This window comes from Streptomyces sp. NPDC051214, from assembly GCF_040682375.1.
Classification (GTDB): domain Bacteria; phylum Actinomycetota; class Actinomycetes; order Streptomycetales; family Streptomycetaceae; genus Streptomyces.
The window spans coordinates 12,360-35,585 of sequence record NZ_JBFBAT010000027.1; the positions used below are offsets into that span (position 1 = coordinate 12,360).

At 70.6% G+C, this 23,226-nt stretch carries 20 protein-coding genes; 12 read left to right on the forward strand and 8 right to left on the reverse strand.

The window, feature by feature from the left end:
* Nucleotides 1-159 precede the first annotated feature (159 nt).
* The 6 genes from AB0M70_RS41230 (at nt 160) to AB0M70_RS41255 (ending at nt 7,386) form a co-directional block, all read left to right on the forward strand.
* Nucleotides 160-915 carry a redox-sensing transcriptional repressor Rex gene (locus tag AB0M70_RS41230; RefSeq protein WP_365828845.1) on the forward strand — a complete coding sequence of 252 codons (756 nt, stop codon included), beginning with the start codon at nt 160-162 and terminating at the stop codon, nt 913-915.
* A complete protein-coding gene (locus tag AB0M70_RS41235) occupies nt 912-2,639 on the forward strand; it encodes a glutamyl-tRNA reductase (protein ID WP_365828847.1) in 1,728 nt (575 codons plus the stop codon). Before AB0M70_RS41230 ends, AB0M70_RS41235 begins: the two co-directional genes overlap by 4 nt.
* Nucleotides 2,636-3,595 carry a hydroxymethylbilane synthase gene (hemC, locus tag AB0M70_RS41240; RefSeq protein ID WP_365828849.1) on the forward strand — a complete coding sequence of 320 codons (960 nt, stop codon included), beginning with the start codon at nt 2,636-2,638 and terminating at the stop codon, nt 3,593-3,595. The genes AB0M70_RS41235 and hemC overlap by 4 nt, the downstream gene beginning before the upstream one ends.
* Nucleotides 3,592-5,250, forward strand: a complete 1,659-nt coding sequence (locus AB0M70_RS41245) for a bifunctional uroporphyrinogen-III C-methyltransferase/uroporphyrinogen-III synthase (protein WP_365828851.1) — start codon at nt 3,592-3,594, stop codon at nt 5,248-5,250. The genes hemC and AB0M70_RS41245 overlap by 4 nt, the downstream gene beginning before the upstream one ends.
* A gap of 82 nt (nt 5,251-5,332) precedes the next feature.
* Entirely contained in the window at nt 5,333-6,322 is a 990-nt protein-coding gene (gene hemB / locus AB0M70_RS41250) for a porphobilinogen synthase (RefSeq protein ID WP_365828853.1), read from the forward strand.
* Nucleotides 6,323-6,408: 86 nt separating this feature from the next.
* Nucleotides 6,409-7,386 (forward strand): zinc-binding dehydrogenase, encoded by a 978-nt coding sequence (locus AB0M70_RS41255; protein ID WP_365828855.1) that lies wholly within the window; start codon nt 6,409-6,411, stop codon nt 7,384-7,386.
* 24 nt (nt 7,387-7,410) lie between these two features.
* Here AB0M70_RS41255 and AB0M70_RS41260 read toward each other — a convergent pair whose 3' ends face one another.
* Complete coding sequence (locus AB0M70_RS41260) at nt 7,411-8,289, reverse strand: NAD(P)-binding domain-containing protein (RefSeq protein ID WP_365828857.1); 879 nt, start codon at nt 8,287-8,289, stop codon at nt 7,411-7,413.
* Nucleotides 8,290-8,492: 203 nt separating this feature from the next.
* Nucleotides 8,493-9,023, reverse strand: coding sequence for a DUF4232 domain-containing protein (locus AB0M70_RS41265; RefSeq protein ID WP_365828859.1), 531 nt, complete (start codon nt 9,021-9,023; stop codon nt 8,493-8,495).
* Nucleotides 9,024-9,228: 205 nt separating this feature from the next.
* Between AB0M70_RS41265 and AB0M70_RS41270 the strand changes: the two genes are divergently transcribed.
* Nucleotides 9,229-10,596, forward strand: a complete 1,368-nt coding sequence (locus AB0M70_RS41270) for a helix-turn-helix domain-containing protein (protein WP_365828861.1) — start codon at nt 9,229-9,231, stop codon at nt 10,594-10,596.
* A gap of 100 nt (nt 10,597-10,696) precedes the next feature.
* Nucleotides 10,697-11,935, forward strand: coding sequence for a PLP-dependent aminotransferase family protein (locus AB0M70_RS41275; RefSeq protein ID WP_365828863.1), 1,239 nt, complete (start codon nt 10,697-10,699; stop codon nt 11,933-11,935).
* Here the strand turns inward: AB0M70_RS41275 and argS are convergent.
* Nucleotides 11,932-13,701 carry an arginine--tRNA ligase gene (argS, locus tag AB0M70_RS41280; RefSeq protein ID WP_365828865.1) on the reverse strand — a complete coding sequence of 590 codons (1,770 nt, stop codon included), beginning with the start codon at nt 13,699-13,701 and terminating at the stop codon, nt 11,932-11,934. The two genes, AB0M70_RS41275 and argS, sit on opposite strands and share 4 nt — an antisense overlap.
* 177 nt (nt 13,702-13,878) lie before the next feature.
* On the opposite strand from argS, the gene lysS reads away from it, so the two are divergent.
* Together lysS and AB0M70_RS41290 are read left to right on the forward strand one after the other, a co-directional pair.
* Complete coding sequence (gene lysS / locus AB0M70_RS41285; protein WP_365828960.1) at nt 13,879-15,633, forward strand: lysine--tRNA ligase; 1,755 nt, start codon at nt 13,879-13,881, stop codon at nt 15,631-15,633.
* A 648-nt stretch (nt 15,634-16,281) separates the two neighbouring features.
* Entirely contained in the window at nt 16,282-16,491 is a 210-nt protein-coding gene (locus AB0M70_RS41290; RefSeq protein WP_365828867.1) for a hypothetical protein, read from the forward strand.
* A 7-nt stretch (nt 16,492-16,498) separates the two neighbouring features.
* Here the strand turns inward: AB0M70_RS41290 and AB0M70_RS41295 are convergent, their stop codons facing one another.
* The 3 genes from AB0M70_RS41295 to AB0M70_RS41305 all read right to left on the reverse strand — a co-directional run bounded on the left by AB0M70_RS41295 (nt 16,499) and on the right by AB0M70_RS41305 (nt 20,057).
* Nucleotides 16,499-17,992 carry a DUF2637 domain-containing protein gene (locus AB0M70_RS41295; protein WP_365828869.1) on the reverse strand — a complete coding sequence of 498 codons (1,494 nt, stop codon included), beginning with the start codon at nt 17,990-17,992 and terminating at the stop codon, nt 16,499-16,501.
* 203 nt (nt 17,993-18,195) lie between these two features.
* Nucleotides 18,196-19,086, reverse strand: a complete 891-nt coding sequence (locus AB0M70_RS41300) for a DUF3558 domain-containing protein (RefSeq protein ID WP_365828871.1) — start codon at nt 19,084-19,086, stop codon at nt 18,196-18,198.
* A gap of 116 nt (nt 19,087-19,202) precedes the next feature.
* The gene (locus tag AB0M70_RS41305; protein WP_365828873.1) at nt 19,203-20,057 is read right to left on the reverse strand and encodes a DUF3558 domain-containing protein; all 855 of its coding nucleotides are present in this window, start codon (nt 20,055-20,057) and stop codon (nt 19,203-19,205) included.
* Nucleotides 20,058-20,238: 181 nt separating this feature from the next.
* Between AB0M70_RS41305 and AB0M70_RS41310 the strand changes: the two genes are divergently transcribed.
* Nucleotides 20,239-21,432, forward strand: coding sequence for an RtcB family protein (locus AB0M70_RS41310; protein WP_365828875.1), 1,194 nt, complete (start codon nt 20,239-20,241; stop codon nt 21,430-21,432).
* A gap of 15 nt (nt 21,433-21,447) precedes the next feature.
* On the opposite strand, the gene AB0M70_RS41315 is transcribed toward AB0M70_RS41310, so the two are convergent.
* On the reverse strand, nt 21,448-22,218 hold the full coding sequence (locus AB0M70_RS41315) for an SDR family NAD(P)-dependent oxidoreductase (protein WP_365828877.1): 771 nt from the start codon (nt 22,216-22,218) through the stop codon (nt 21,448-21,450).
* Between the two features lie 61 nt (nt 22,219-22,279).
* Nucleotides 22,280-22,615, reverse strand: a complete 336-nt coding sequence (locus AB0M70_RS41320; RefSeq protein ID WP_365828879.1) for a YnfA family protein — start codon at nt 22,613-22,615, stop codon at nt 22,280-22,282.
* A 128-nt stretch (nt 22,616-22,743) separates the two neighbouring features.
* Between AB0M70_RS41320 and AB0M70_RS41325 the strand changes: the two genes are divergently transcribed.
* On the forward strand, nt 22,744-23,226 hold the full coding sequence (locus AB0M70_RS41325; protein ID WP_365828961.1) for a GNAT family N-acetyltransferase: 483 nt from the start codon (nt 22,744-22,746) through the stop codon (nt 23,224-23,226).

Sequence of the window (23,226 nt, forward strand, 5' to 3'; positions counted from 1 at the left end):
TCCCGGAACGCACGCCGGGGGCGCGTGACCCCGGTCACGTTGGCCGGGCAAATCGGACACCATCTTTGTGCACGCGTTCACAAAGACATAGCCTGCATTCGACGGGGCGGTCTGGGGACGTGTGACCGCCTGCAGCCCCGCTCTACCCGCAGGAGCACCGTGGCAACTGGCCGAACTCACCGACCGGCGACCCGCAGCCGAGGGATTCCCGAGGCCACCGTCGCCAGGCTTCCGCTGTACCTCCGAGCCCTCACCGCTCTGTCGGAGCGCTCGGTGCCCACGGTCTCCTCCGAGGAGCTCGCGGCCGCCGCGGGGGTCAACTCCGCGAAGCTGCGCAAGGACTTCTCCTACCTCGGCTCCTACGGGACGCGCGGCGTCGGCTACGACGTCGAGTACCTCGTCTACCAGATCTCACGCGAGCTCGGCCTGACCCAGGACTGGCCCGTCGTGATCGTCGGCATCGGTAACCTCGGCGCGGCCCTCGCCAATTACGGCGGGTTCGCCTCGCGTGGCTTCCGCGTCGCCGCGCTGATCGACGCCGACCCGGCCATGGCGGGCACGCCCGTCGCGGGCATGCCGGTCCAGCACACGGACGACCTCGAGAAGATCATCAGCGACAACGGCGTCTCCATCGGCGTCATCTCCACCCCGGCGGGCGCCGCCCAGCAGGTCTGCGAGCGGCTCGTCGCCGCCGGTGTGACCTCGATCCTGAACTTCGCGCCCACCGTTCTCTCCGTGCCCGACGGTGTCGACGTACGCAAGGTGGACCTCTCCATCGAGCTGCAGATCCTCGCCTTCCACGAGCAGCGCAAGGCCGGCGAGGAAGCGGCGGCCGACGAGGCCGTGGCGCCCGCCGCCGCCAAGCAGCAGCGCAAGGGACCCGACGGGGACGTCCCCGCCGTGATGCCGGCATGAGTCTCCTCGTCGTGGGGCTGAGCCACCGCAGCGCTCCGGTCAGCGTCCTGGAGCGGGCCGCGCTCAACGTGGACGCGCAGGCCAAGCTCCTGCAGGACACGCTCGCCGCCGAGCCCGCCGCCGAAGCGGCCGTCCTCGCCACCTGCAACCGCATCGAGCTCTACGCCGACGTGGACAAGTTCCACGCGGGCGTCGCCGAGCTGTCCACGCTGCTCGCCCAGCACAGCGGGGTCGGCCTGGAGGAGCTCACTCCCTATCTGTACGTCCACTACGAGGACCGAGCCGTCCACCACCTGTTCTCGGTGGCCTGCGGCCTGGACTCGATGGTCGTCGGCGAGGGGCAGATCCTCGGCCAGATCAAGGACGCCCTCGCGCGCTCCCAGGAGCTGCACACCGCGGGCCGACTCCTCAACGACCTCTTCCAGCAGGCACTGCGGGTCGGCAAGCGCGCGCACTCGGAGACCGGCATCGACCGGGCCGGGCAGTCGCTCGTGACCTTCGGCCTCGAACAGCTCGCCGGGCGCGAGCCGGTCGAGACCTGGGCCAAGGGCAAGCGCGCCTTGGTCATCGGCGCCGGCTCGATGTCCTCGCTCGCCGCGGCGACGCTCGCGCGCGCCGGGGTCCACGAGGTAGTCGTCGCCAACCGCACCCTGGACCGGGCGCACCGCCTGGCAGAGATCCTCGCCGAGGGCGGCACGGGCACCGTCGCGCGCGCCGTGCCGATGGACCAGGTGGCGGCCGAACTGACACGTGCCGATGTCGCGGTCTCCTGTACCGGCGCCACCGGTCTCGTCCTGACGGCCGAGGCCGTCGCGGCGGGAGTCGCAGACCGCACCGGCGCACCCGTCGCGGCGCCCGTCGCCGTGGGCGCCCCGCGCGTGCCGACAGCGGGGCCTTCCGCTCCGTCCGTCCCGCACGACACCGACGAGGCCTGCCCGCTCGGGCTCTCCGGTGACGGGACCGTGGGCCGCGGCGTCGGGTTCTCCGTCATGGGCGAGGAAGCCGTCGCCGGGATGGACGCCGCCACGCTGGAGCAGCACGCCGCCTGGGTGGACAACGCGCCCGCCGAGCGCCGCGACGACCCGCAGAGCGAGGCCGACACCATCTCCGCGCTCGCCGCGGCCGTCTCCGCGGGCGGACGCATCCCCGAGCACCGTCGCCGCCCCTCGCTCGTCGAGACCGGCAACGTCCTGCTCGCCCTGCTCGACCTGGCCATGCCCCGCGACATCGACGGCGCCGTGCACCGCATCGACGGCGTACGCCTCGTCGACATCGAGTCGCTCGCCGAGGCATCCGCCGACGCCCCCATGGCCGAGGACGTGGAGCGGGTCCGCGCGATCGTCTCCGACGAGGTCGCCGCCTTCGGCGCCGCACAGCGGGCCGCGCACATCACGCCGACCGTGGTCGCCCTGCGCACCATGGCTGCCGACGTCGTCGCGAACGAGATCGCGCGGCTCGACGGACGGCTCCCCGGCCTCGCCGAGAAGGAGCGCGCGGAGATCACCCAGACCGTCCGCCGCGTCGTCGACAAGCTGCTCCACGCGCCCACCGTGCGCGTCAAGCAACTGGCGAGCGAGCCCGGCGGCGCCGGGTACGCGGACGCGCTGCGCACCCTCTTCGACCTCGACCCGCAGACGGTCGCCGCCGTCAGCAGGGCCGACCGGCAGAGCGACCCCAACGACCAGAACGCAACGCAAACAGATCCGAATCGAGGCCGGGCATGACCGAGAGGGCACTGAGGCTCGGGACACGGCGCAGCAAGCTGGCCATGGCCCAGTCCGGGCAAGTGGCCGACACAGTGAGCCAGTTGACGGGCCGCCGCGTGGAGCTCGTGGAGATCACGACGTACGGCGACACGTCCCGTGAGCACCTGGCGCAGATCGGCGGCACCGGCGTCTTCGTGACCGCCCTGCGTGACGCGCTGCTCGGTGGCGAGGTCGACTTCGCCGTCCACTCGCTGAAGGACCTGCCGACGGCGCAGCCGCACGACCTGGCCCTGGCCGCGGTCCCGCTGCGCGAGGACCCCCGTGACGTGCTCATCGCACGCGACGGGATGACCTTCGGGGAGCTCCCGAGCGGCGCGCGCATCGGCACCGGTTCGCCCCGCCGCATGGCGCAGCTCAACGCCTACGCCCGCAACCACGGACTCGCCATAGAGACCGTGCCGATCCGCGGGAACATCGACACCCGCATCGGCTTCGTGCGCAAGGGTGAGCTCGACGCCGTCATCCTCGCCGCCGCGGGCCTCAACCGCGTCGGCAGGATCGGCGAAGTGACCGACTTCCTGCCGGTCGACACAGTTCTGCCCGCCCCCGGCCAGGGGGCACTGGCGATCGAATGTGCCGCGTCCGACGCGTCACTGACCGCCGCGCTCGCCGAGCTCGACGACCCGTACACCCGGGCCGCCGTGACCGCCGAGCGATCCCTGCTCGCCGCCCTGGAGGCCGGCTGCAGCGCACCTGTGGGTGCGTTGGCCGACCTTCTGGCCGACGGGCAGATTGTCAAGGAAATGCGCCTGCGCGGCGTCGTCGGGGCAACCGACGGCTCGACGCTGGTGCAGCTGTCCACCACCGGTCCCGTGCCCGAGACGCATGACCAAGCCATGGCGCTCGGCCGCGAACTCGCTGCCGAGATGCTTGCCAAGGGCGCGGCCGGTCTGATGGGGGAGCGAGCACTTTGAGCCCCACCTCGAACTTTCCCGGCCTTCCCGCACACGGGCACGTCACCTTCCTGGGTGCCGGACCCGGAGATCCGGGACTACTCACGCTACGCGCCGTTGAGGCGCTGGCCCGAGCGGACGTACTGATCGCCGAGCCCGATGTGCTCGACGTCGTTCGCGCGCATGCCAAGGGGGGTGTGGACACACCTCAGCCAGGGACAGTTGACGACGCGTCAGCGATCGCCGAAGCGTCGACTCTGCGAGCCGCCACCAATCTTGTCATGGAGGCAGCGAGGGGCGGCAAGCGGGTCGTACGTGCCGTCAGCGGCGACGTCGGCCTCGACACCTACGCGGCCGAGGAGATGCTCGCCTGCGCCGCCGAGGGCATCGCCTTCGAGGTCGTGCCCGGCATCGCGGCGGCGGTCGGTGTACCCGCCTACGCGGGTGTTCCGCTGCGCGACGCACAGGGCACGGACGTACGGTTCGTCGACGCGCGCACCGCGTCCGACCGCTGCTGGAGCGAGGTGGGGGCATCCGACGGGACCGTGGTCGTGTCGACCTCCCTGGACTCCGTGGCCGCGGCCGCCGGTGAGCTGGTGTCGTCCGGGCGCAAGCCGGACACGCCGATGACGGTGACCGTCGCCGGCACGACGACGCGCCAGCGGACCTGGCAGGCGACCCTGGGCACCATCGCCCAGGTCCTCAAGCAGGCGAAGGTGCTGCCCTCGCCCGACGGAGGCCAGCCCGTCATAGCCGTCGTCGGTGAGCGGTCCGCCGCCGCCCAGCGCGACCAGCTGTCGTGGTTCGAGTCGAAGCCGCTCTTCGGGTGGCGCGTGCTCGTCCCGCGGACCAAGGAGCAGGCGGCCTCGCTCTCCGACCAGCTGAGCTCCTACGGCGCGGTGCCGCACGAGGTGCCCACCATCGCCGTCGAGCCGCCCCGCACGCCCCAGCAGATGGAGCGCGCGGTCAAGGGCCTGGTCACCGGGCGCTACGAGTGGATCGCCTTCACCTCGGTCAACGCGGTCAAGGCGGTGCGCGAGAAGTTCGAGGAGTACGGGCTCGACGCGCGTGCCTTCGCCGGGATCAAGGTCGCGGCGGTCGGCGAGCAGACGGCCGCGGCGCTGGTCGCCTTCGGCGTGAAGCCCGACCTGGTGCCGAGCGGCGAGCAGTCGGCCGCGGGTCTCCTGGAGGACTGGCCGCCGTACGACCCGGTCTTCGACCCGATCGACCGCGTCTTCCTGCCGCGCGCCGACATCGCCACGGAGACGCTGGTCGCCGGGCTCATCGATCTCGGGTGGGAGGTCGACGACGTCACCGCCTACCGGACGGTGCGCGCGTCGCCGCCCCCGGCGGACACGCGTGAGGCGATCAAGGGCGGCGGCTTCGACGCCGTGCTCTTCACGTCCTCCTCGACCGTGCGCAACCTCGTCGGCATCGCCGGCAAGCCGCACAACGTGACCGTCATCGCGTGCATCGGCCCCGCCACCGCCAAGACCGCGGAGGAGCACGGGCTGCGGGTCGACGTGATGGCCCCGGAGCCGTCCGTGCACAAGCTGGCCGAGGCGCTCGCCGAGTTCGGCACGCGGCGCAGGCTCGCCGCCCTGGAGGCGGGGGACCCGGTGACCCGGCCGAGCGAGCGGCGACCCGGTTCCCGCAGGAGGCGTGCGGCACCCTGAGGCTTCAGGGCCGTACATATCCCTGGCCCCGGCTGAGATCCTTCAGCCGGGGCCGGAATCTTTTCGTGAGGTGAGAGAGACAGTGACCAAGTACGGATCGTTCCCCGGAGCCCGGCCCCGGCGCCTTCGCACCACGCCCGCCATGCGGCGCATGGTCGCGGAGAACCGGCTGCACCCGGCCGACCTGATCCTCCCCGCGTTCGTGCGCGAGGGGATCAGCGCCCCCGTGGAGATCGGTGCGATGCCCGGCGTCGTGCAGCACACCCGCGACAGCCTGAAGAAGGCCGCCGTCGACGCGGTGGAGGCCGGGGTCGCCGGGATCATGCTCTTCGGGGTGCCCGAGGACGAGAAGAAGGACGGTGCCGGGACCGTCGGCACCGACCCGGACGGGATCCTCCAGGTCGCCCTGCGCGACGTGCGCGCCGAGGTCGGCGACGACCTCATCGTCATGTCCGACCTGTGCCTCGACGAGTTCACCGACCACGGACACTGCGGTGTCCTGGACGCCGAGGGCCGCGTCGACAACGACGCCACCCTCGAGCGGTACGCGGAGATGGCGCAGGTCCAGGCCGACGCGGGCGCCCACGTCGTGGGGCCGAGCGGCATGATGGACGGTCAGGTCGGCGTCATCCGTGACGCCTTGGACCAGGTCGGCCACGAGGACGTCTCCATCCTCGCCTACACCGTCAAGTACTCGTCGGCGTTCTACGGCCCCTTCCGCGAGGCCGTCGGTTCGTCGCTCAAGGGCGACCGCAAGACCTACCAGCAGGACCCGGCCAACGCCCGCGAGTCCCTGCGCGAGCTGGCGCTCGACCTCGAAGAGGGCGCCGACATGGTGATGGTGAAGCCCGCGGGCCCCTACCTCGACGTCCTGGCGAAGGTCGCCGACGCCGTGGAGGTGCCGGTCGCCGCCTACCAGATCTCCGGTGAGTACTCGATGATCGAGGCCGCCGCCGAGCGGGGCTGGATCGACCGGGACCGGGCGATCATGGAGTCCCTCACGGGCATCAAGCGTGCGGGCGCGAACATGATCCTCACGTACTGGGCCACCGAGGTGGCGCGGCAGCTCTGAGGGCTTGCCCTCAAGTTTGGTTGAGGTTGCAGGGTGGTGTGCATCGACGTTCCGAGCGACGGGCGTCGACGTTCTGAGGAGGACGTATGCGCGCCGTTGTCCTGCATGAGTTCGGTCCCGCCGAGAACCTGACGTACGAGACCTTGCCCGACCCCGTCGCGGGGCCGGGCCAGGTGCGGATCGCCGTACGCGCGGCGGGAGTTCACTTCGTCGAGACCGTCATGCGGCGCGGCGACTCCAATGGCATGGCGCCGCCGCTGCCCGAACTCCCCGCCGTCTTCGGCGGGGAGGCCGCCGGAGTCGTCGACGCGGTGGGCCCCGGCGTGGACCCCGCCTGGCTCGGCCGGTCCGTCGTGACCCCGCGCAGCGCGCCCGGCGGGTACGCCGAACTGGCGGTGGCCGAACTCGCGCAGCTGCACGAGGTGCCGGACGGGCTCGGGTACGAGGCCGCCGTGACCATGGTGATGACCGGTGCGACGACCATGGGGCTGCTGGACGTCGCACAACTCACCGCCGACGACGTGGTGTTGGTGACGTCCGCGGCCGGTGGCGTCGGGCGGCTCGTGGTGCAGTACGCGCTGTCCGTGGGGGCGGTCGTGATCGGCGCCGCGGGCGGGGCCGACAAGGTCGAGGCCGTCTGGGGGCTCGGCGCCGACCTCGCCGTCGACTACAACGAGCCCGGCTGGGCGGACCTCGTGCGGGAGCGCCTCGACGGGCGCGAGGTGAGCGTCGTGCTCGACGGGGTGGGCGGCGAGAAGTCCGCCGCCGCGTTCGGGCTCATCGGCAGGGGCGGGCGGTACGTGGTCATCGGCTGGTCCTCGCAGGAGGGCTTCGAGCCGGACCCGGGTCTTGTGGAGCAACGGGACATCACCGTCACCAACGCGCTGATGCGGCTGATCGAGCGCCCCGAGGACGGCCCCGAGCACGAGCGGCGGGCTCTGGAGGCCGCGGCCAAGGGCGAGTTGGTGCCCGCGGTGCAGACGTTCCCGCTGGCGCAGGCCGCACAGGCCCACGCGGCCATGGAGCGACGGCAGACGACGGGGAAGGTCGTGCTGGTTCCGTAGTAGGTCCAGTTTCGGGCGCGGGCCTCAGTCCTGCTTGAGCAGGGTCACCAGGCGGGAGAGACCGTCGGCTCCGTACCCCTCCTCGACCGCGCGGTCGAGGAGGCCCTGGAAGGGGGCGAAGAGGTCGGGCCGCAGGCCCTGTTCGGCGTACGCCTGCAGGAAGTTGGGGAACGCCGCGCGGTTCATGGCGAGGTTGGACACGTCGGTGAGGTGCTGGTCGGTGTCGACCGCCTCGGCCGTCTCCGGCACGATCGCGTGCGTCATGCCCGCGACCCAGTCCTCGAGCAGCGGCGCGAACTCCCGGGCCGGGATGCCCTCGCTGCCGATCAGCGCGTAGGCCTGCGCGACGCCCGCCGCCATGCCGTACATGCCCGTGAGCAGGGCGAGGTCGTGCAGGGCCGCGAGGCCGGGGTCCTTGCCGACCCACTTGGTGGCGGCCAGCACGGTCAGGGTGGCGCGGTGCGCCTCGAAGGCCGCCTCGTCGGTGCCGCTGTAGAGGATGTACGCGGCGGGCGTCGCGATCATCTGGGGGACGGCCATGATGCCGCCGTCGATGTACGTGATGCCGTGCGCCTCGGCCCACGCCGCCAACTCCCTTGCCTGGGAAGGCGTTCCGTTCGTGAGGTTCACGAGGGTGCGGCCGGCTAGCGCTTCCGATTCCGGCGCCAGCAGGGTGCGTACGTCGTCGTTGGTCGTGAGGCAGACGATGACGAGGGGCGCGGCCTCGATGGCGTCCTTCGCCGTGTCGGCCGGGGTGGCGCCCTGTGCCGCGAGGGGGCCCGTCTTGGCGGCGGTGCGGTTCCAGACGGTGGTCGGGTGGCCCGCCTTGACCAGGGCGGAGGCGAGGGCGGTGCCCATGAGGCCGAGGCCGAGGACGGTCACGGGACTGCTGGTGCTGGGCATGAGGGCTCCTTCGGGGGCGTTTTCGGGGGTTTCCGGGTACGCCTTTGATCCTTGCGGGGCCCTGCGGGGAGAACAAGTACCGACTATTTTGTGCGGTACTTACCTTCTGGTCAGTGAGTGAGTGAGTAGGTGAGTGGGTGAGTGGGTGGCTGTCGGGGGTTCTCAGCCACCCACTCGGCGCCGGCCCTAGTGGGAGTACCCCGTCACCAGATCAGCGCGTCCGACGCCGACGTCTGCCAGTACGTGACGAACGCCGAGCTGTCCACGTACACCCCACCCTCCGGAAGCTTCGCCGCCGCCGGGCCGCCCGCGCTGCCGTTCATCGCGCGGTTGGAGAAGAGGACGTCCAGCGTGTGGGCCTGAGAGCCTTCCGAGCCCTCGGGCGACGACGTGCCGATGGCCGCGTACGCCGTCTGGCCCGGCTCGAGGGTGACGACCGCCTGGGGCGTGCTCGCGTCGAGCCACGGAGTGGCGGCCTGGCCCTCGTCGAAGCGGAGGTACGGGGCTCCGTACGCGTAACAGGTCTTCGTACCCGTGTTCTTGGCCTTCAGGAGCAGGTGGTTGATGGGGCGGTCGACCTCCTGCACGGTGACCTTCGTGGTGGCCGCGGTGCAGGTGACCGGCGCCGCCTTGGCGGCCGGGGTGGCGGCCGAGGCGGCGCCGCCGAGCGCGGTGAGCGAGAGGGCGGCGGTGAGCGTGGCGGAAACGGCGGCGGCCTTGGTGCTGAGTCGCATGGCTGATCTCTTTCGGTGTGATGCGGGAGACGCGAGCCGCGCCGAGGGGCTCCCGGTCGCGGCGTGCTTGTATGGCCCAGAGCTTGTGCGGGGTTCTGTCCCGTTGCACAGCGTGGAACGGCAGTTGGGGGACGCCGGGACATTCGTACGGCCGTGAGCTGGGAAAACTCCGTTCCCTGGAACGGATGAATGGGATGGAGAGAGCGTGGGGGCGGGCGGTCTCGCGGAGTTGCTGCGGGAGTTGAAGGAGCGGTCGGGGCTCAGTTACGGGTCGCTGGCCAAGCGGTTGCATGTGTCGACGTCGACGCTGCACCGGTATGTGAGCGGGTCGGCCGTGCCGACGGAGTTCGCTCCGCTGGAACGGTTCGCCCGGGTCTGCAAGGCGTCGCGGGAGGAGATGGTCGAACTCCACCGGCGGTGGATCCTGGCCGACGCTTCGAGGGGTGACCGCAAGGAACCTGTTGAAGCGGCTGTTGAAGCGGCTCCTCCCACGGTCGCGGCGCCCGACCAGCCGGTGGCGGCCACGGACCCCGCCGAAGCAGGCGACGAACCCCCCGGCATCGTCATCGGCCGTGCCCCCACCGGCAGCGGGAGCGAGGGCAGGCGGCTGCCCCGGGCGCGGGTCCTCGTCGCCGCGGGTGTCGTTCTCGCCCTTGGTGCCACCGCAGTCGCCGTACAGGCCGCGTCCGGCGGCGGTGACCGTGACCGTGCCGCCGTCGACTCACCCGCACCGCACGGCGAGCGGGAGCCGGGCCCGGACGGCTCCGGGTCGGCATCGCCCTCGGCGAAAGAGTCCGGGAAGGGCAAGCCCGGCAAGGAGCCGAAGGGCTCCGAGCGGCCGAAGGACGGGAAGAGCAAGGGCGCCGGAGCCGGTGCCGGGGCCCCCGGCACCGGAGACGGCGCCAAGGGCGGTGGCGGCACAGGCGCCGCCGAGGGCGGTGCTCCGGTGACCGTCTCCACCCAGCCCCAGTACTGGGCGGAGCCCTGCGGTCACCCCTACCTGGTCGACAAGACCCCCGCCACCCTCTCCCCGCCCCCCAACGAGCAGGACGCCGCCGGCTGGGTGGCCGCGAACGGCGCGGTCTCCGCGCGGGACCAGACCGTGAAGCTGACCGTGCAGGGCAAGGGCAAGGAAACCGTCGTCCTGGAGTCCCTGAACGTCCGCGTCGCCGGAACCAGCGCACCCCTCGCCTGGACCAACTACAAGATGGGCTACCTCGGCGTCGGCTGCGGAGGCAACGTCCCCCAGCACTCCTTCGACGTCAACCTGGACGCCTCGGTGCCGCGCCCGACCCCGCAGGAAGGGGAGAGCGGCTTCCCCTACAAGGTGAGCGCCGGCGACCCCGAGGCGTTCTTCATCAACGCGACCGCCAACACCCGTTACGTACGCTGGTACTTGGAGCTGGACTGGTCGAGCGGCTCCCGGCACGGCACGCTGCGCATCGACGACACGGGCAAGCCGTTCGCCACGAGCGGCGACAAGGGCCGCCCCGTCTACGGGTTCTCGCTCAACAGCAAGAAGTGGACGAAGACGAACCGCGACAACGACGACGTGCCGGACCCGCCTGCCTAGCCGCGCCGACCCGAGCAGCGGGGACGGCGTCCGCATCCCGGAATGGTGCTTGTAAACGCCACGCAAGTCCTTACGCTGCCGGAAAACAAAGGAGCCGCAGATGACCGTCACCGACGCCCACGCCCCCACCGGCCAGGACGAGGCAAGGACCCAAGGCCCGGCCCCCGTACCGGAGTTCGCGGCCCGCGTCGCCTCCGTCGGCGGCTCTCCCGTACGGGACATCCTGGCCGTGACGGCGCGGCCCGAGGTCATCAACTTCGCGGGCGGGCTCCCCGCCCCCGGCCTCTTCGACAAGGCAGGCATCGCCGCCGCGTTCCACGCCGTGCTCACCGAGCAGCCCGAGCGCGCGCTCCAGTACGCCACGACCGAGGGCGAGCCCGCCCTGCGGTCCGCCGTCGCCGCACGCTTCTCCGTGCGCGGACTCGCGACCGACGCCGACGACATCGTCGTCACCACCGGCTCGCAGCAGGCGCTGTCGCTGCTGGCCACGGCCCTCATCGAGCCCGGTGAGACCATCCTCGTCGAAAGCCCCTGCTATCTGGCCGCACTCCAGGCCTTCGGCTTCGCGGGCGCGCACGTCGTGCCCGTCCCGTGCGACGAGGCCGGGATCGACCCCGACGCCCTCGACGCACTCGTCGCCCTCCACCGGCCCAAGCTGCTCTACACCGTCCCCACCTTCCAGAACCCCACCGGCCGCACCATGCCCGCCGAACGCCGCGCCGCGATCGCCGCCGTCGCCGCCCGCCGCGGACTGTGGATCGTCGAGGACGACCCCTACGGAGAGCTGCGCTTCGAGGGCGAGCGCGTGCCGTGGATCGCCTCGTACCCCGGCGCCGAGGACCGCACCATCCTGCTCGGCAGCTTCTCCAAGGTCATGGCGCCCGGCCTGCGCCTGGGCTGGCTGCGCGGCCCCGCCACGCTGCTGCGGGCCTGCGCCATCGCCAAGCAGGCCGCCGACCTGCACACCCCCACCGTCAACCAGCTCGCCGCCGCACGGTACTTGGCGGACAACGACCTCGACGCGCACGTGGCGCACGTCGCGGGGGAGTACCGCGTACACCGGGACGCGATGCTCGCGGGCATCGGGGACGCGCTGCCCGAGGGGTCCACCTGGCTGCGGCCCGAGGGCGGCATGTTCGTCTGGGCCAAGCTGCCCGACGGATACGACACCGGCGCGCTGCTCCCCGAGGTCGTCAAGCACGACGTGGCGTACGTCCCGGGAGCGCCGTTCTTCGCGGGTGAACCCGATCGGGCCACCCTGCGCATGTGCTTCGTGACGCAGTCCCCCGACGAGATCGCCGAGGGACTGCGCAGGCTCGGAAGCGCACTCAAGGGCTAGAGGCGCTCGGGCGTCCTGATGCCGAGGAGCGCCATGCCCTGGTGCAGGGTGCGGGCCGTGATGTCGCACAGGAACAGACGGTTCTCGACCTGCGCCGGGGTGTCCGCCTTCAGGACCGGGCACTTGTCGTAGAACGTCGTGTAGTACGACGCCAGTTGGTACAGGTACGCGGCCAGCTTGTGCGGCGCGTACTCCCCGGCGACCTCGGCGACCGTCTCCGCGAACTGGTCGAGGTGCAGCCCCAACGCCCGCTCGGCCTCGGCCAGTTCGAGCTCCGGGTGGGCCTTGGGGGAGACGTCGCCCGCCTTGCGCAGGATCGACTGGATACGGGCGTACGCGTACTGGAGGTACACCGACGTGTCGCCGTTCAACGACACCATCTGGTCCAGGTCGAACTTGTAGTCGCGCACCGCCGACGTCGACAGGTCCGCGTACTTCACCGCGCCGATGCCCACCTGGGCACCGCGCTCGGCGATCTCCTCCTCGGAGAGGTCCTGCGCCTTCTCGCGCACGATGGCCGACGCCCGGTCGATCGCCTCGTCGAGAAGATCGATGAGGCGTACGGTCTCGCCCTCACGGGTCTTGAACGGCTTGCCGTCCTTGCCGAGCACCGTGCCGAAGCCCAGCTGCACCGCCTTGACGTCCTCCGTCAGCCAGCCCGCCCTGCGCGCCGTCTCGAAGACCATCTTGAAGTGCAGGGACTGCCGCGCGTCCACCACGTACAGGAGGGTGTCGGCCTTGAGGTTGAAGACACGGTCACGGATCGCGGAGAGGTCGGTCGCCGCGTACCCGAAACCACCGTCGGACTTCTGGACGATCAGCGGGGACGGGTTGCCGTCCGGGCCCTTCACGTCGTCGAAGAACACGCACAGCGCGCCGTTCGACCGGACCGCGACGCCGGACTCCTCAAGGATGCGGCAGGTCTCCGCCAGCATGTCGTTGTAACCCGACTCACCGACGATGTCCGCGTCCTCGATCTCCACGTCCAGCTTGTTGAAGACCGAGTAGAAGTACACCTTCGACTCGTCCACGAACCGCTGCCAGATCGCGAGGGTCTCCGGGTCGCCCGCCTGGAGGTCCACGACCCGGCGCCGGGCACGCGTCTTGAACTCCTCGTCGGAGTCGAAGAGCACCTTCGACTCCTTGTAGACGCGGTTCAGGCCCGACATGGCCTCCTCGCCCGCCTGCTCGGTGCCGTCGGCGGCCTGGTGGCCCAGCGCGTCCGGGTGCTCGATCAGATACTGCACGAGCATGCCGAACTGGGTACCCCAGTCGCCGATGTGGTGGCGGCTGACCACCTTCTCGCCGGTGAACTCGAGGATCTTGACCACGGAGTTGCCGATGACCGAGTTCCGCAGGTGGCCGACGTGCATCTCCTTGGCCACGTTCGGCTGCGCCCAGTCCACCACCGTCGTGCCCGGCTGCTCGGCGTACGGCACGCCGAGGCGCTCGCCGTCGGCGGCGCGCGCGGCGAGGTTCTCGGTGATCGCCTTGTCGGTGACCGTCACGTTCAGGAAGCCGGGGCCCGAGACCTCGACGTCCTTCAGCAGGTCAGGGGCGTCGATCGCGTCCACGACCTTCGTCGCGAGCTCACGCGGGTTCGCCTTAGCCTTCTTCGCGAGGGCCAGGATTCCGTTGGCCTGGTAGTCGGCCCGGTCGCTTCGTCGCAGCAGCGGGTCGGCGGCGCCGGCCTCCGGCAGGGCAGCCGAGAGGGCGTCCGCGAGGCGCTGGTGGACGGAGGCGGTGAGGGACGTGACCGAGGCCATGAAGGGGTGCCGTTCTGCTCGGGTGCCTGGTTGCTGGGGGTCCAGGGGCCGTCGGACGGATCCTGGAAATTCGAGTATCCCACGGGGTGAAAAGCGGTTTTCGCGGTTGCGGGTCGACCTGGGAGAATGACTCCGACAAGCGGTACTCACGTAGAAGAAGAGATGAAGCAGAAAGGCGTGCCGATCGTGGCTCAGAGCACCGATACCACCGACTGGGTCTCCCGCTACGCGGACGAGGTCATCGCCGAGTCGGAGCGTCGTGCCCCGGGCAAACCGGTCGTCGTCGCCTCCGGGCTCTCCCCCTCCGGACCGATCCACCTGGGCAACCTCCGCGAGGTCATGACCCCGCACCTCGTCGCCGACGAGATCCGGCGGCGCGGGCACGAGGTCCGTCACCTGATCTCCTGGGACGACTACGACCGGTATCGGAAGGTCCCGGCCGGCGTCCCCGGCATCGACGACTCCTGGGCTCAGCACATCGGCAAGCCCCTCACCTCCGTGCCCGCCCCGGCCGGTTCCGCGTACGCGAACTGGGCCGAGCACTTCAAGGCGGCCATGACCGAGGCGCTCGACGAGCTGGGCGTGGAGTACGACGGGATCAGCCAGACCGAGCAGTACACCTCGGGCGTCTACCGCGAGCAGATCCTGCACGCGATGAAGCACCGCGGTGACATCGACGCGATCCTCGACCAGTACCGGACCAAGAAGGCCCCCGGGAAGGGCGGCCAGAAGCAGTCGCAGAAGCCCGTCGACGAGGCCGAGCTCGAGGCCGCCGAGGGGTCCGGCGCCGCCAGCGAGGACGACGGCAGCGGCGGCTCCAGCGGGTACTTCCCGTACAAGCCGTACTGCGGCGCGTGCGAGAAGGACCTGACCACGGTCACGTCGTACGACGACGAGAGCACCGAGCTCGCGTACGTCTGCGCGGACTGCGGCCACAGCGAGACCGTCCACCTCAACGAGTTCAACCGCGGCAAGCTGGTCTGGAAGGTCGACTGGCCCATGCGCTGGGCGTACGAGGGCGTCATCTTCGAGCCCAGCGGCGTGGACCACTCCTCTCCCGGGTCGTCCTTCGTGGTCGGCGGGCAGATCGTGCGCGAGATCTTCGACGGCGTGCAGCCGATCGGCCCCATGTACGCGTTCGTCGGCATCTCCGGGATGGCGAAGATGTCGTCCTCGAAGGGTGGCGTGCCGACTCCGGCCGACGCGCTGAAGATCATGGAGGCGCCGCTGCTTCGGTGGCTGTACGCGCGTCGCAAGCCGAACCAGTCCTTCAAGATCGCCTTCGACCAGGAGATCCAGCGGCTCTACGACGAGTGGGACAAGCTGGACGCGAAGGTCGCCGACGGGACCGTGCTGCCCGCCGACGCCGCCGCGCACTCGCGTGCGGTGCGGACGGCTGCCGGTGAGCTGCCGCGGACGCCTCGTCCGCTTCCGTACCGGACGCTCGCGTCCGTCGCGGACGTCACGGCGGGCGCCGAGGACCAGACCCTGCGCATCCTGCGGGACCTGGACCCGACCGACCCGATCTCGTCCCTCGACGAGGCACGGCCGCGCCTGGACCGCGCCGAGAACTGGATCACCACCCAGGTCCCGGCGGATGCCCGCACGATCGTGCGTTCGGAGCCGGACGCGGAACTGTTGTCCTCGCTGGACGACGAGGCCCGCGAGTCACTGCGGCTGCTCCTCGAGGGCCTGGACTCGCACTGGTCCCTCGACGGGCTCACGCACCTCGTGTACGGGGTGCCGAAGGTGCAGGCCGGGTTCTCCGCGGACGCGACGGCCAAGGAACTCCCCCCGGAGATCAAGGTCGCGCAGCGGTCCTTCTTCGCCCTGCTCTACCGCCTCCTGGTGACCCGGGAGACGGGACCGCGCCTGCCCACGCTGTTGCTCGCCGTGGGCGCGGAGCGGGTGCGCAAGCTCCTCGGCGCGTAACGCTGGCCGCTTCGGCGGTACGGGGATGGGGGCGGGGCCCAGTTTTCACTGGGATCCGCCCCCTTCACGTGCCGCGTGCCGGGTCTGGGGGTGCTGGGTGGCTTCGGGCTGCCGGGACTCTCCGCGTGCCGCGGGCCGGCTTCGCGGGGCGGGGGTTTGGGGGTGCCGCTTGCCTTCGCGTGCCGCGGACTGAACCGCCGCTTCGCGGCGGATTTTTCCCGCCCACCCACCCGATTGCCCGGGGGCGATCGGGTGGGTGGGCTGTGGGGCATTGGGGGGCCGGAGCACTGGCCGTGGGGCAGTCAGGTGGGGGGGGCGTGCTCGTCGGCTGGGTGCTGCGGGGCAATCGGGCGGGTGGGTGGGAGGGCTTGTTCGGTCAGGGGTGTCTGCCGGGTGTCGGGCGGGTGGGTGGGAGGGCTTGTTCGGTTAGGGGTGACTGCCGGGTGTCGGGTGGGTGGGTGGGGGAGCCTGTTCGGGCGGGGGAGGCCTGCCGGGTGCCGGGGCGGTGGGGCAGCTTGTTCGGGCAGGGGGGACTGCCGGGTGCCCGGTGGGAGGCGTCCGCTGCAAGCGGGGGTGCATCTTTTGGGGTACCGGGAGATCCCTCCCGGGCAGGACGCCCAAGGCCCCGGGGCCAGAGATCGTGAACGTATGAAGGAAATCATCGCCATCGTCGGATGGGTCGTAGGGATTCAGGGCGCGCTCGGAGCCGCCGGGCGTCTCTTCGGGGACGAGCCCTGGGGCCTCCTCCACAAGTGGTGGGACATACCCACCCCCGCCTACCTCGCCCTGGCCATCACCGGCGCCGCCCTCGCCATCTGGGGCGAGACCGCCAAGAAGCGCACCCACAGCAAGGCGTAAGCCCCCACTACGCGCTGTACTCGGAGTCCAGCTCCTCCTGGTAGCGGCTCCGGAAATCACGCAGATACGGACGCAGCGTGCTCTCCGCCGGAGGCCCGCCCGCCTGCCCGGTGACGCCGTACAGGTCCATCAAGTACAGGCCGAACTGCCGGGCGTTGGGATAGTCCCCGAGCTCGCTCACGTACTTGCGGAACGCCGCGAAGTACGCGTCGTCGCGCGAGACGTCGTCCGGCAGACCGGAAGCCTCGGGCAACGGCCCCAGCTCCTCAGGCCCCACCTCGCGGTCCTCACGCTCCTCACGCTCCTCGCGGACCTCGCGGACCTCGCCCTCGCCGACCTGCTCCTCACGCGGCCCCGGAATCAGATGCTGACCCCCGAGCGGCCGCGTACGGCCGGGCCCCGCAGGCACCTGGAACTCCGGCTCGGCGGGAGCAACCCCGGCCCCGACCCCGCCCCCGCCCTGCTCGTCGAAGTACGCCTGCTGCTGCGCCAGATACTCCTGCTGCTCGACGTACGCCTGCTGCTCCGCGTACGCCTGCTGGTCCGCGTACCACTGGTCGTGCGGCTCCTCAGGAACGTACGACGGCTGCTGAGCGGCGAACCACGGGCTCACATGCGCCCCCGCAGGCTCCGGCACGACCTGCTCCTGCGCCGCCTGCTCCTGCTGGGCCTGGCTCTGACCCTGGCCCTGGCCCTGGCCCTGCGGCTGCTGCCGCTCCGACTCCAGCTGCGGCACCGGCGGCGCCACCAGCTCCGGCTGCTGCGACTCCGCCGCCACCGGCACCGGCACCGGCGCGGGCGGCAGCAGCGCGGGCTCGATGCCCGCCGCCGCGAGCCCGGCAGGAGCCGTCTCGGCCAGCGGTACACCGAAGCGCGCGAGCCGCAGCGGCATCAAGGACTCGACGGGGGCCTTGCGGCGCCAGTTGCGGCCGAAGCGGGCCTGGAGGCGGGCCTGGTAGATGAGACGGTCCTGCTCCAGCTTGATGACCTGCTCGTAGGAACGAATCTCCCACAGCTTCATCCGCCGCCACAGCTTGAACGTCGGTCCGGGGGACAGGAGCCAGCGCGTGAGGCGTACGCCCTCCATGTGCTTGTCGGCCGTGATGTCCGCGATCCGCCCCACCGCGTGCCGCGCCGCCTCGACGGCCACCACGAACAGGACCGGGATGACCGCGTGCATGCCCACGCCCAACGGGTCCGGCCAGGCCGCAGCCCCGTTGAAGGCGATCGTCGCCGCCGTCAGGAGCCACGCCGTCTGGCGCAGCAGCGGGAAGGGGATGCGGATCCACGTCAGAAGGAGGTCGAGCGCCAGCAGGACGCAGATGCCCGCGTCGATGCCGATCGGGAAGACCGCCGAGAAGCTGCCAAAGCCCTTCTTCTCGGCCAGTTCGCGTACGGCCGCGTACGACCCCGCGAAACCGATGCCGGCGATGACGACCGCACCGGCGACGACCACGCCGATGAGTATTCGGTGCGTGCGTGTCAGCTGCATCGCGGCCACCCGCGAACCCCTCCCTGTTCGGTTTGTTGCGAGCGACAGCCTGGCACACGCATGCGGAAGCCGGTGTGCCGGTACGGCAAGAGCCCGGCCACCAGAGGGCCGGGCTCCACAACTGCCTTGACTGCGCCGCGAGTTGTACGCGAGGCGCGTGCCGCGTTTTTCCCGCGCCCGCGCCTAGGCCTACGCCTACGCCTACGCCTGCGTCAGCTCTTCGGCTTGCTGCTGGACTTGGACTTGGCGCTGGAATCCTTCGACCCCGAGTCCTTCGAGTCCGAGTCCTTGGAACCCGACCCCTTCGACCCCGACCCCTTCGACCCCGAGTCCTTCGACCCCGAGTCCTTGGAGTCGCTGTCCGCCCCGCCCGCCTTGTTCGCGGCGACGACCGCCTCGGCGGCCTCCTTCGCGGCCTTCTCGGCGTCCTTGGACAGATCCTTCGAACTCGGCGCCTTGTCGCCCGCCAGGCCCGCGCCGTTGTAGTCGATCGTGACGACCGCGTTCTCCACGCGCGTCACGACCGTCTGCTGCTTGAAGTTTTCCTTGTCCTTCTTCAGGTCGTAGTGCACGACCGTCGTCTGGTCGCCCATCCCCGGCACCGGCTCCGTCTTGACGCTCTTCGCGCCCTCCGTCGCCTGCGCGTCCGCGACCTGCTTGGCGAAGCTGTTCTGCGCACGCTTGGCGCCGCTGCCGAGCGAGGCGTCCGAGTCGAAGCGCATCAGCGAGACGCGCAGCCAGCGGAACTGCGAACCGTCGACGCCGTTGTTGTCCAGGCTGTCCCACGAGCAGGTGCCGCGCGCCGACGTATCGTCGGACGTGCCCGCCTTGCCCGACTTGTCCTTCGCCTCCGGGACGAGGTCGTCGAGCGTCTTCTTCGACAGGACGTCGCAGGGCTCCGGCAGCTTGCCGAACGCCGCCTTCTCCACGGTCGCGGCCTTGTCCTTGCCCGAGGCCGAGGCGGACGCCTTGGAACCCGAGTCCTTCTTGGCCCCGTCCGAGCCCGAGCCCGAGTCGGAGGAGCAGGCGGAGGCAATGAAGATCACCGGTACGGCGGCTGCGCAGGTGAGTATGCGGGTGAGTCGCTGTCCTTGTCGGTGCATGGTTCCTTCACTCAAGTCACTCAAGACGGCTGTCGTCGGTTCGATGGGCCACGGTACGCCGTGCCCGACGCGAACGACTCCGCTTCCGGACAGCGGGTGACCCGCCCGAACCGTCTCTAATCGTCGAAACCCTCGGCCAGCGTTCCGGCCACTTCCTGCGCCTTGTCCTGCATTTCCTTGCTGTCGGGGATCTCCGTACGGCGTCCGGGCTGCTCGTCGTACTCGACGGTCACGACCACGTTCGACGTGCGGAACACCACAGTCACCGTGCGGTGCCGGGTCGCCGAGCCGGACGTCGTGAGCGCGTCGTCCAGGAACGCCTCGTCACCCAGCTCGTCCAGGACGCGGGGCTCGAGACCGGGAGGCGTCACGGCCTCGCCCGGGGAGTCGCCGGCGTCACCGGACCCGCCCTTGTCCGACCCGGAAGCGGCACCGTCGGAAGGCTCGCCCCCCTTGTCACCGTCACCGTCACCATCGGCGGGCGGCTCCGTGTCCGCGTCGGCGGACGGGGTGCCGGAGGGCTCGGCGAGGTCGGCCTTCTGCGCCTTGGACGCGTAGACCTCCGTGGCACGGGTGTCGTCGCTCACGGCGTTGTCGTACGAGACGACGCGCTCGAAGTCGACGAACAGATGATGCGTGGCGTCCGAGGACTCCACCTTCCAGCGGCAGCCCACACGCCGGTCGGTGTCGTACGTGACGGTGGGCGCACCCTCGTACGCCTTCTCCCGCTGCTCCTCGCCCGGGATCTCCTCGATGCCGGGCAGCATCGAGTCGAGCGTGCCGCGGTCGACCTGGCCGCAGGGCTCGGGGAGCGTGCGGTACTTGCCGGGCTCGGCGGCCGCGGTCGTCCCGCCCGTCTCACCGGGCTTCGAGTCGTCCGGCTCTCCGCCGAGCGCGCCGCCGCCCGTGCAGCCGGCGAGCAGCGCCGTGAGGAGAGCTGCGACGCCTGGTAGGTAGGCCTTCCGCTGCACCGATGGGCTCCTTCTCGCCGGGGATATTGGGTTGCCGCTGATGGGCGACCGGTGGACACAATGTGTATCGCACGCAATGCCGTGGACGCCGGTCCGTGATCCCTTTCGTTGACCTTGGCTCCGGTATTTGCTCTTCACGACTTTCAGCACTTTGATGCAACTACGGGGTAATGAGGACGATATGTCGTACGTAGAGGTTCCCGGGGCGAAGGTACCGATCCGCATGTGGACGGACCCCGCATCGGTGGAGGACGTCGCGCTCCAGCAGCTCCGGAACGTGGCGACCCTGCCCTGGATCAAGGGCCTGGCGGTCATGCCGGACGTCCACTACGGCAAGGGCGCGACGGTCGGCTCCGTGATCGCGATGCAGGGCGCGGTATGCCCCGCGGCGGTCGGCGTGGACATCGGCTGCGGAATGTCGGCGGTAAAGACGTCCCTGACGGCAAACGACCTCCCGGGCGACCTGTCCCGCCTGCGCTCGAAGATCGAGCAGGCGATTCCGGTGGGCCGTGGGATGCATGCGGATCCGGTGGATCCGGGGCGGCTGCATGGGTTCGGGACTTCGGGGTGGGACGACTTCTGGGGGCGGTTCGAGGGGGTCGCTGACGCGGTGAAGTTCCGCGAGGAGCGGGCGGTCAAGCAGATGGGCACGCTCGGGTCGGGGAATCATTTTGTGGAGATTTGCGTCGATATGTCCGATTCGGTGTGGCTCATGCTCCACTCCGGTTCCAGGAACATCGGCAAGGAGCTTGCAGACCACCACATCGGTGTCGCGCAGAAGCTGTCATTCAATCAGGGCCTGGTAGACCGCGACCTCGCGGTCTTCGTCTCCGACACTCCACAGATGGCTGCGTACCGGAACGACCTCTACTGGGCGCAGGAGTACGCGAAGTACAACCGCTCGATCATGATGGCGCTCCTGAAGGACGTGGTCCGCAAGGAGTTCAAGAAGGCGAAGCCGACCTTCGAGCAGGAGATCAGCGCCCACCACAATTACGTGGCAGAGGAACGGTACGAGGGCGTCGACCTGCTGGTCACTCGCAAGGGCGCGATCCGTGCGGGCTCGGGCGAGTACGGCATCATCCCTGGCTCGATGGGCACGGGCTCGTACATCGTGAAGGGCCTCGGCAACGAGAAGGCCTTCAACTCGGCCTCGCACGGAGCGGGCCGGCGGATGAGCCGGAACGCAGCGAAGAAGCGCTTCTCCACGCGTGACCTGGAGGAGCAGACGCAGGGCGTCGAGTGCCGCAAGGACTCGGGCGTCGTGGACGAGATCCCGGCCGCGTACAAGCCGATCGAACAGGTCATGGAGAACCAGCGTGACCTGGTCGAGGTCGTGGCCAAGCTCAAGCAGGTCATCTGCGTGAAGGGCTGAGCCGCAGCCTCTGCCCTACAGCTCGCGGTGGACCTTCGTGTTGGAGGCCTGGGCTCGGGGGCGGACCACCAAGAGGTCGATGTTTACGTGGGGCGGGCGGGTTACCGCCCAGGTGATCGTGTCCGCCACGTCGTCGGCCGTGAGGGGGGCCGCCACGCCCGCGTAGACCTTCGCGGCCTTCTCCGTGTCGCCGCCGAAGCGGGTCGTCGCGAACTCCTCTGTCTTGACCATGCCGGGGGCGACCTCGATGACGCGGACCGGGGTGCCGACGATCTCCAGGCGGAGGGTCTCGGCGAGTACGTGCTCGGCGTGCTTCGCGGCCACGTAGCCGCCGCCGCCCTCGTACGTGCCGTGGCCGGCGGTGGAGGAGAGGACGACCACCGTGCCGTCGCCGCTCGCGGTGAGTGCGGGGAGCAGGGCCTGGGTGACGTTCAGGGTGCCGATGACGTTCGTCTCGTACATCTGGCGCCAGTCGTCCGGGTCGCCGGTGGCGATGGTGTCGGCGCCGAGTGCGCCGCCCGCGTTGTTGACCAGGACCGCGACCTTGCGGAAGGCGGTGGCGAACTCGTCCACTGCCGCGCGGTCGGTGATGTCGAGCGCGTACGCCATGGCGTCGTGGCCCGCGGCCGTGATCTCCGCGGCGAGGGCCTCGATGCGGTCCTTGCGGCGGGCGGTGAGGACGACGCGGTAGCCGGCGGCCGCGAGTCCGCGCGCGGTGGCGGCGCCGATGCCGCTGCTCGCGCCGGTGACGATCGCGATGCGGGTGGCGGCGGGCGCGGCGGTCATGGTGACTCCTTGGGCGTACGTGTGTTCCTGGCCTGTTCCGCCAGGATAGGTCGACGTCTGCCTAGCGGCTCCGTGGCGCGTACATGATGACCGCCATACCGGCGAGGCAGATCAGCGCCCCGGTGACGTCCCAGCGGTCGGGGCGGTAGCCGTCGGCGACCATGCCCCAGGCGATCGATCCGGCGACGAAGACGCCGCCGTACGCGGCGAGGATGCGGCCGAACTCGGCGTCCGGTTGGAGCGTGGCCACGAAGCCGTACACGCCGAGCGCGATGACGCCCGCGCCGATCCACGCCCACCCCTTGTGTTCGCGCACTCCTTGCCAGACGAGCCAGGCGCCGCCGATCTCGAAGAGTGCGGCGAGGACGAAGAGGGCGGCGGAGCGGGCGATGAGCATGGGGGAATCGTGGCATGAGGGGGGTGCGGGTGTGGGGTGCGGGAGTGCGATGTTGGAGGGCGTTGTCAGACCCTCGCCGTAGCTTGGTCTGTATGGAGAGATCGCTGGTGGCTGCCGGTCCGGTTCTAATTCCTTGGGCGGAGGGTGACTTCGGGTTGTTGGTCGCCTGTAACTCCGCCGAGATGACCGCGCATTTGGGCGGTCCCGAGACGCGGGAGCAGGTGGAGTCCCGGCATCGGCGTTACCTCGCGCTGGGCGGGCGGGGGCAGGGGCAGATGTTCCGGATAGCTCTGGACGGTGAGGCCGTCGGTTCGATCGGGTATTGGGAGACGTCCTGGCAGGGCGAGTCCGTCTGGGAGACGGGGTGGGGTGTGCTGCCCGGGTTCCAGGGGCGGGGCATCGCGGCGTCGGCCGCGCGGCTGGTCGTCGAGGAGGCGCGGGCCGCGGGGCGGCACCGGCGGCTGCACGCCTTTCCCTCCGCGGACCACGCGGCGTCCAACGGGGTGTGCCGTAAGGCCGGGTTCACGCCTGGGGGCGAGCACGACTTCGAGTATCCGAAGGGGCGTTGGATGCGGTGCAACGACTGGAGCGTCGACCTGGGGGGCTCCTGA

Bases quoted from the DNA above. Each gene is read 5' to 3' on its own strand.
- AB0M70_RS41265 (WP_365828859.1), bottom strand. From the start codon at position 9,023: ATGCGACTCAGCACCAAGGCCGCCGCCGTTTCCGCCACGCTCACCGCC.
- AB0M70_RS41260 (WP_365828857.1), bottom strand. From the start codon at position 8,289: ATGCCCAGCACCAGCAGTCCCGTGACCGTCCTCGGCCTCGGCCTCATG.
- AB0M70_RS41235 (WP_365828847.1), top strand. From the start codon at position 912: ATGAGTCTCCTCGTCGTGGGGCTGAGCCACCGCAGCGCTCCGGTCAGC.
- AB0M70_RS41310 (WP_365828875.1), top strand. From the start codon at position 20,239: ATGTCGTACGTAGAGGTTCCCGGGGCGAAGGTACCGATCCGCATGTGG.
- AB0M70_RS41255 (WP_365828855.1), top strand. From the start codon at position 6,409: ATGCGCGCCGTTGTCCTGCATGAGTTCGGTCCCGCCGAGAACCTGACG.
- AB0M70_RS41275 (WP_365828863.1), top strand. From the start codon at position 10,697: ATGACCGTCACCGACGCCCACGCCCCCACCGGCCAGGACGAGGCAAGG.
- hemC (WP_365828849.1), top strand. From the start codon at position 2,636: ATGACCGAGAGGGCACTGAGGCTCGGGACACGGCGCAGCAAGCTGGCC.
- AB0M70_RS41290 (WP_365828867.1), top strand. From the start codon at position 16,282: ATGAAGGAAATCATCGCCATCGTCGGATGGGTCGTAGGGATTCAGGGC.
- AB0M70_RS41300 (WP_365828871.1), bottom strand. From the start codon at position 19,086: ATGCACCGACAAGGACAGCGACTCACCCGCATACTCACCTGCGCAGCC.
- AB0M70_RS41315 (WP_365828877.1), bottom strand. From the start codon at position 22,218: ATGACCGCCGCGCCCGCCGCCACCCGCATCGCGATCGTCACCGGCGCG.
- argS (WP_365828865.1), bottom strand. From the start codon at position 13,701: ATGGCCTCGGTCACGTCCCTCACCGCCTCCGTCCACCAGCGCCTCGCG.
- AB0M70_RS41320 (WP_365828879.1), bottom strand. From the start codon at position 22,615: ATGCTCATCGCCCGCTCCGCCGCCCTCTTCGTCCTCGCCGCACTCTTC.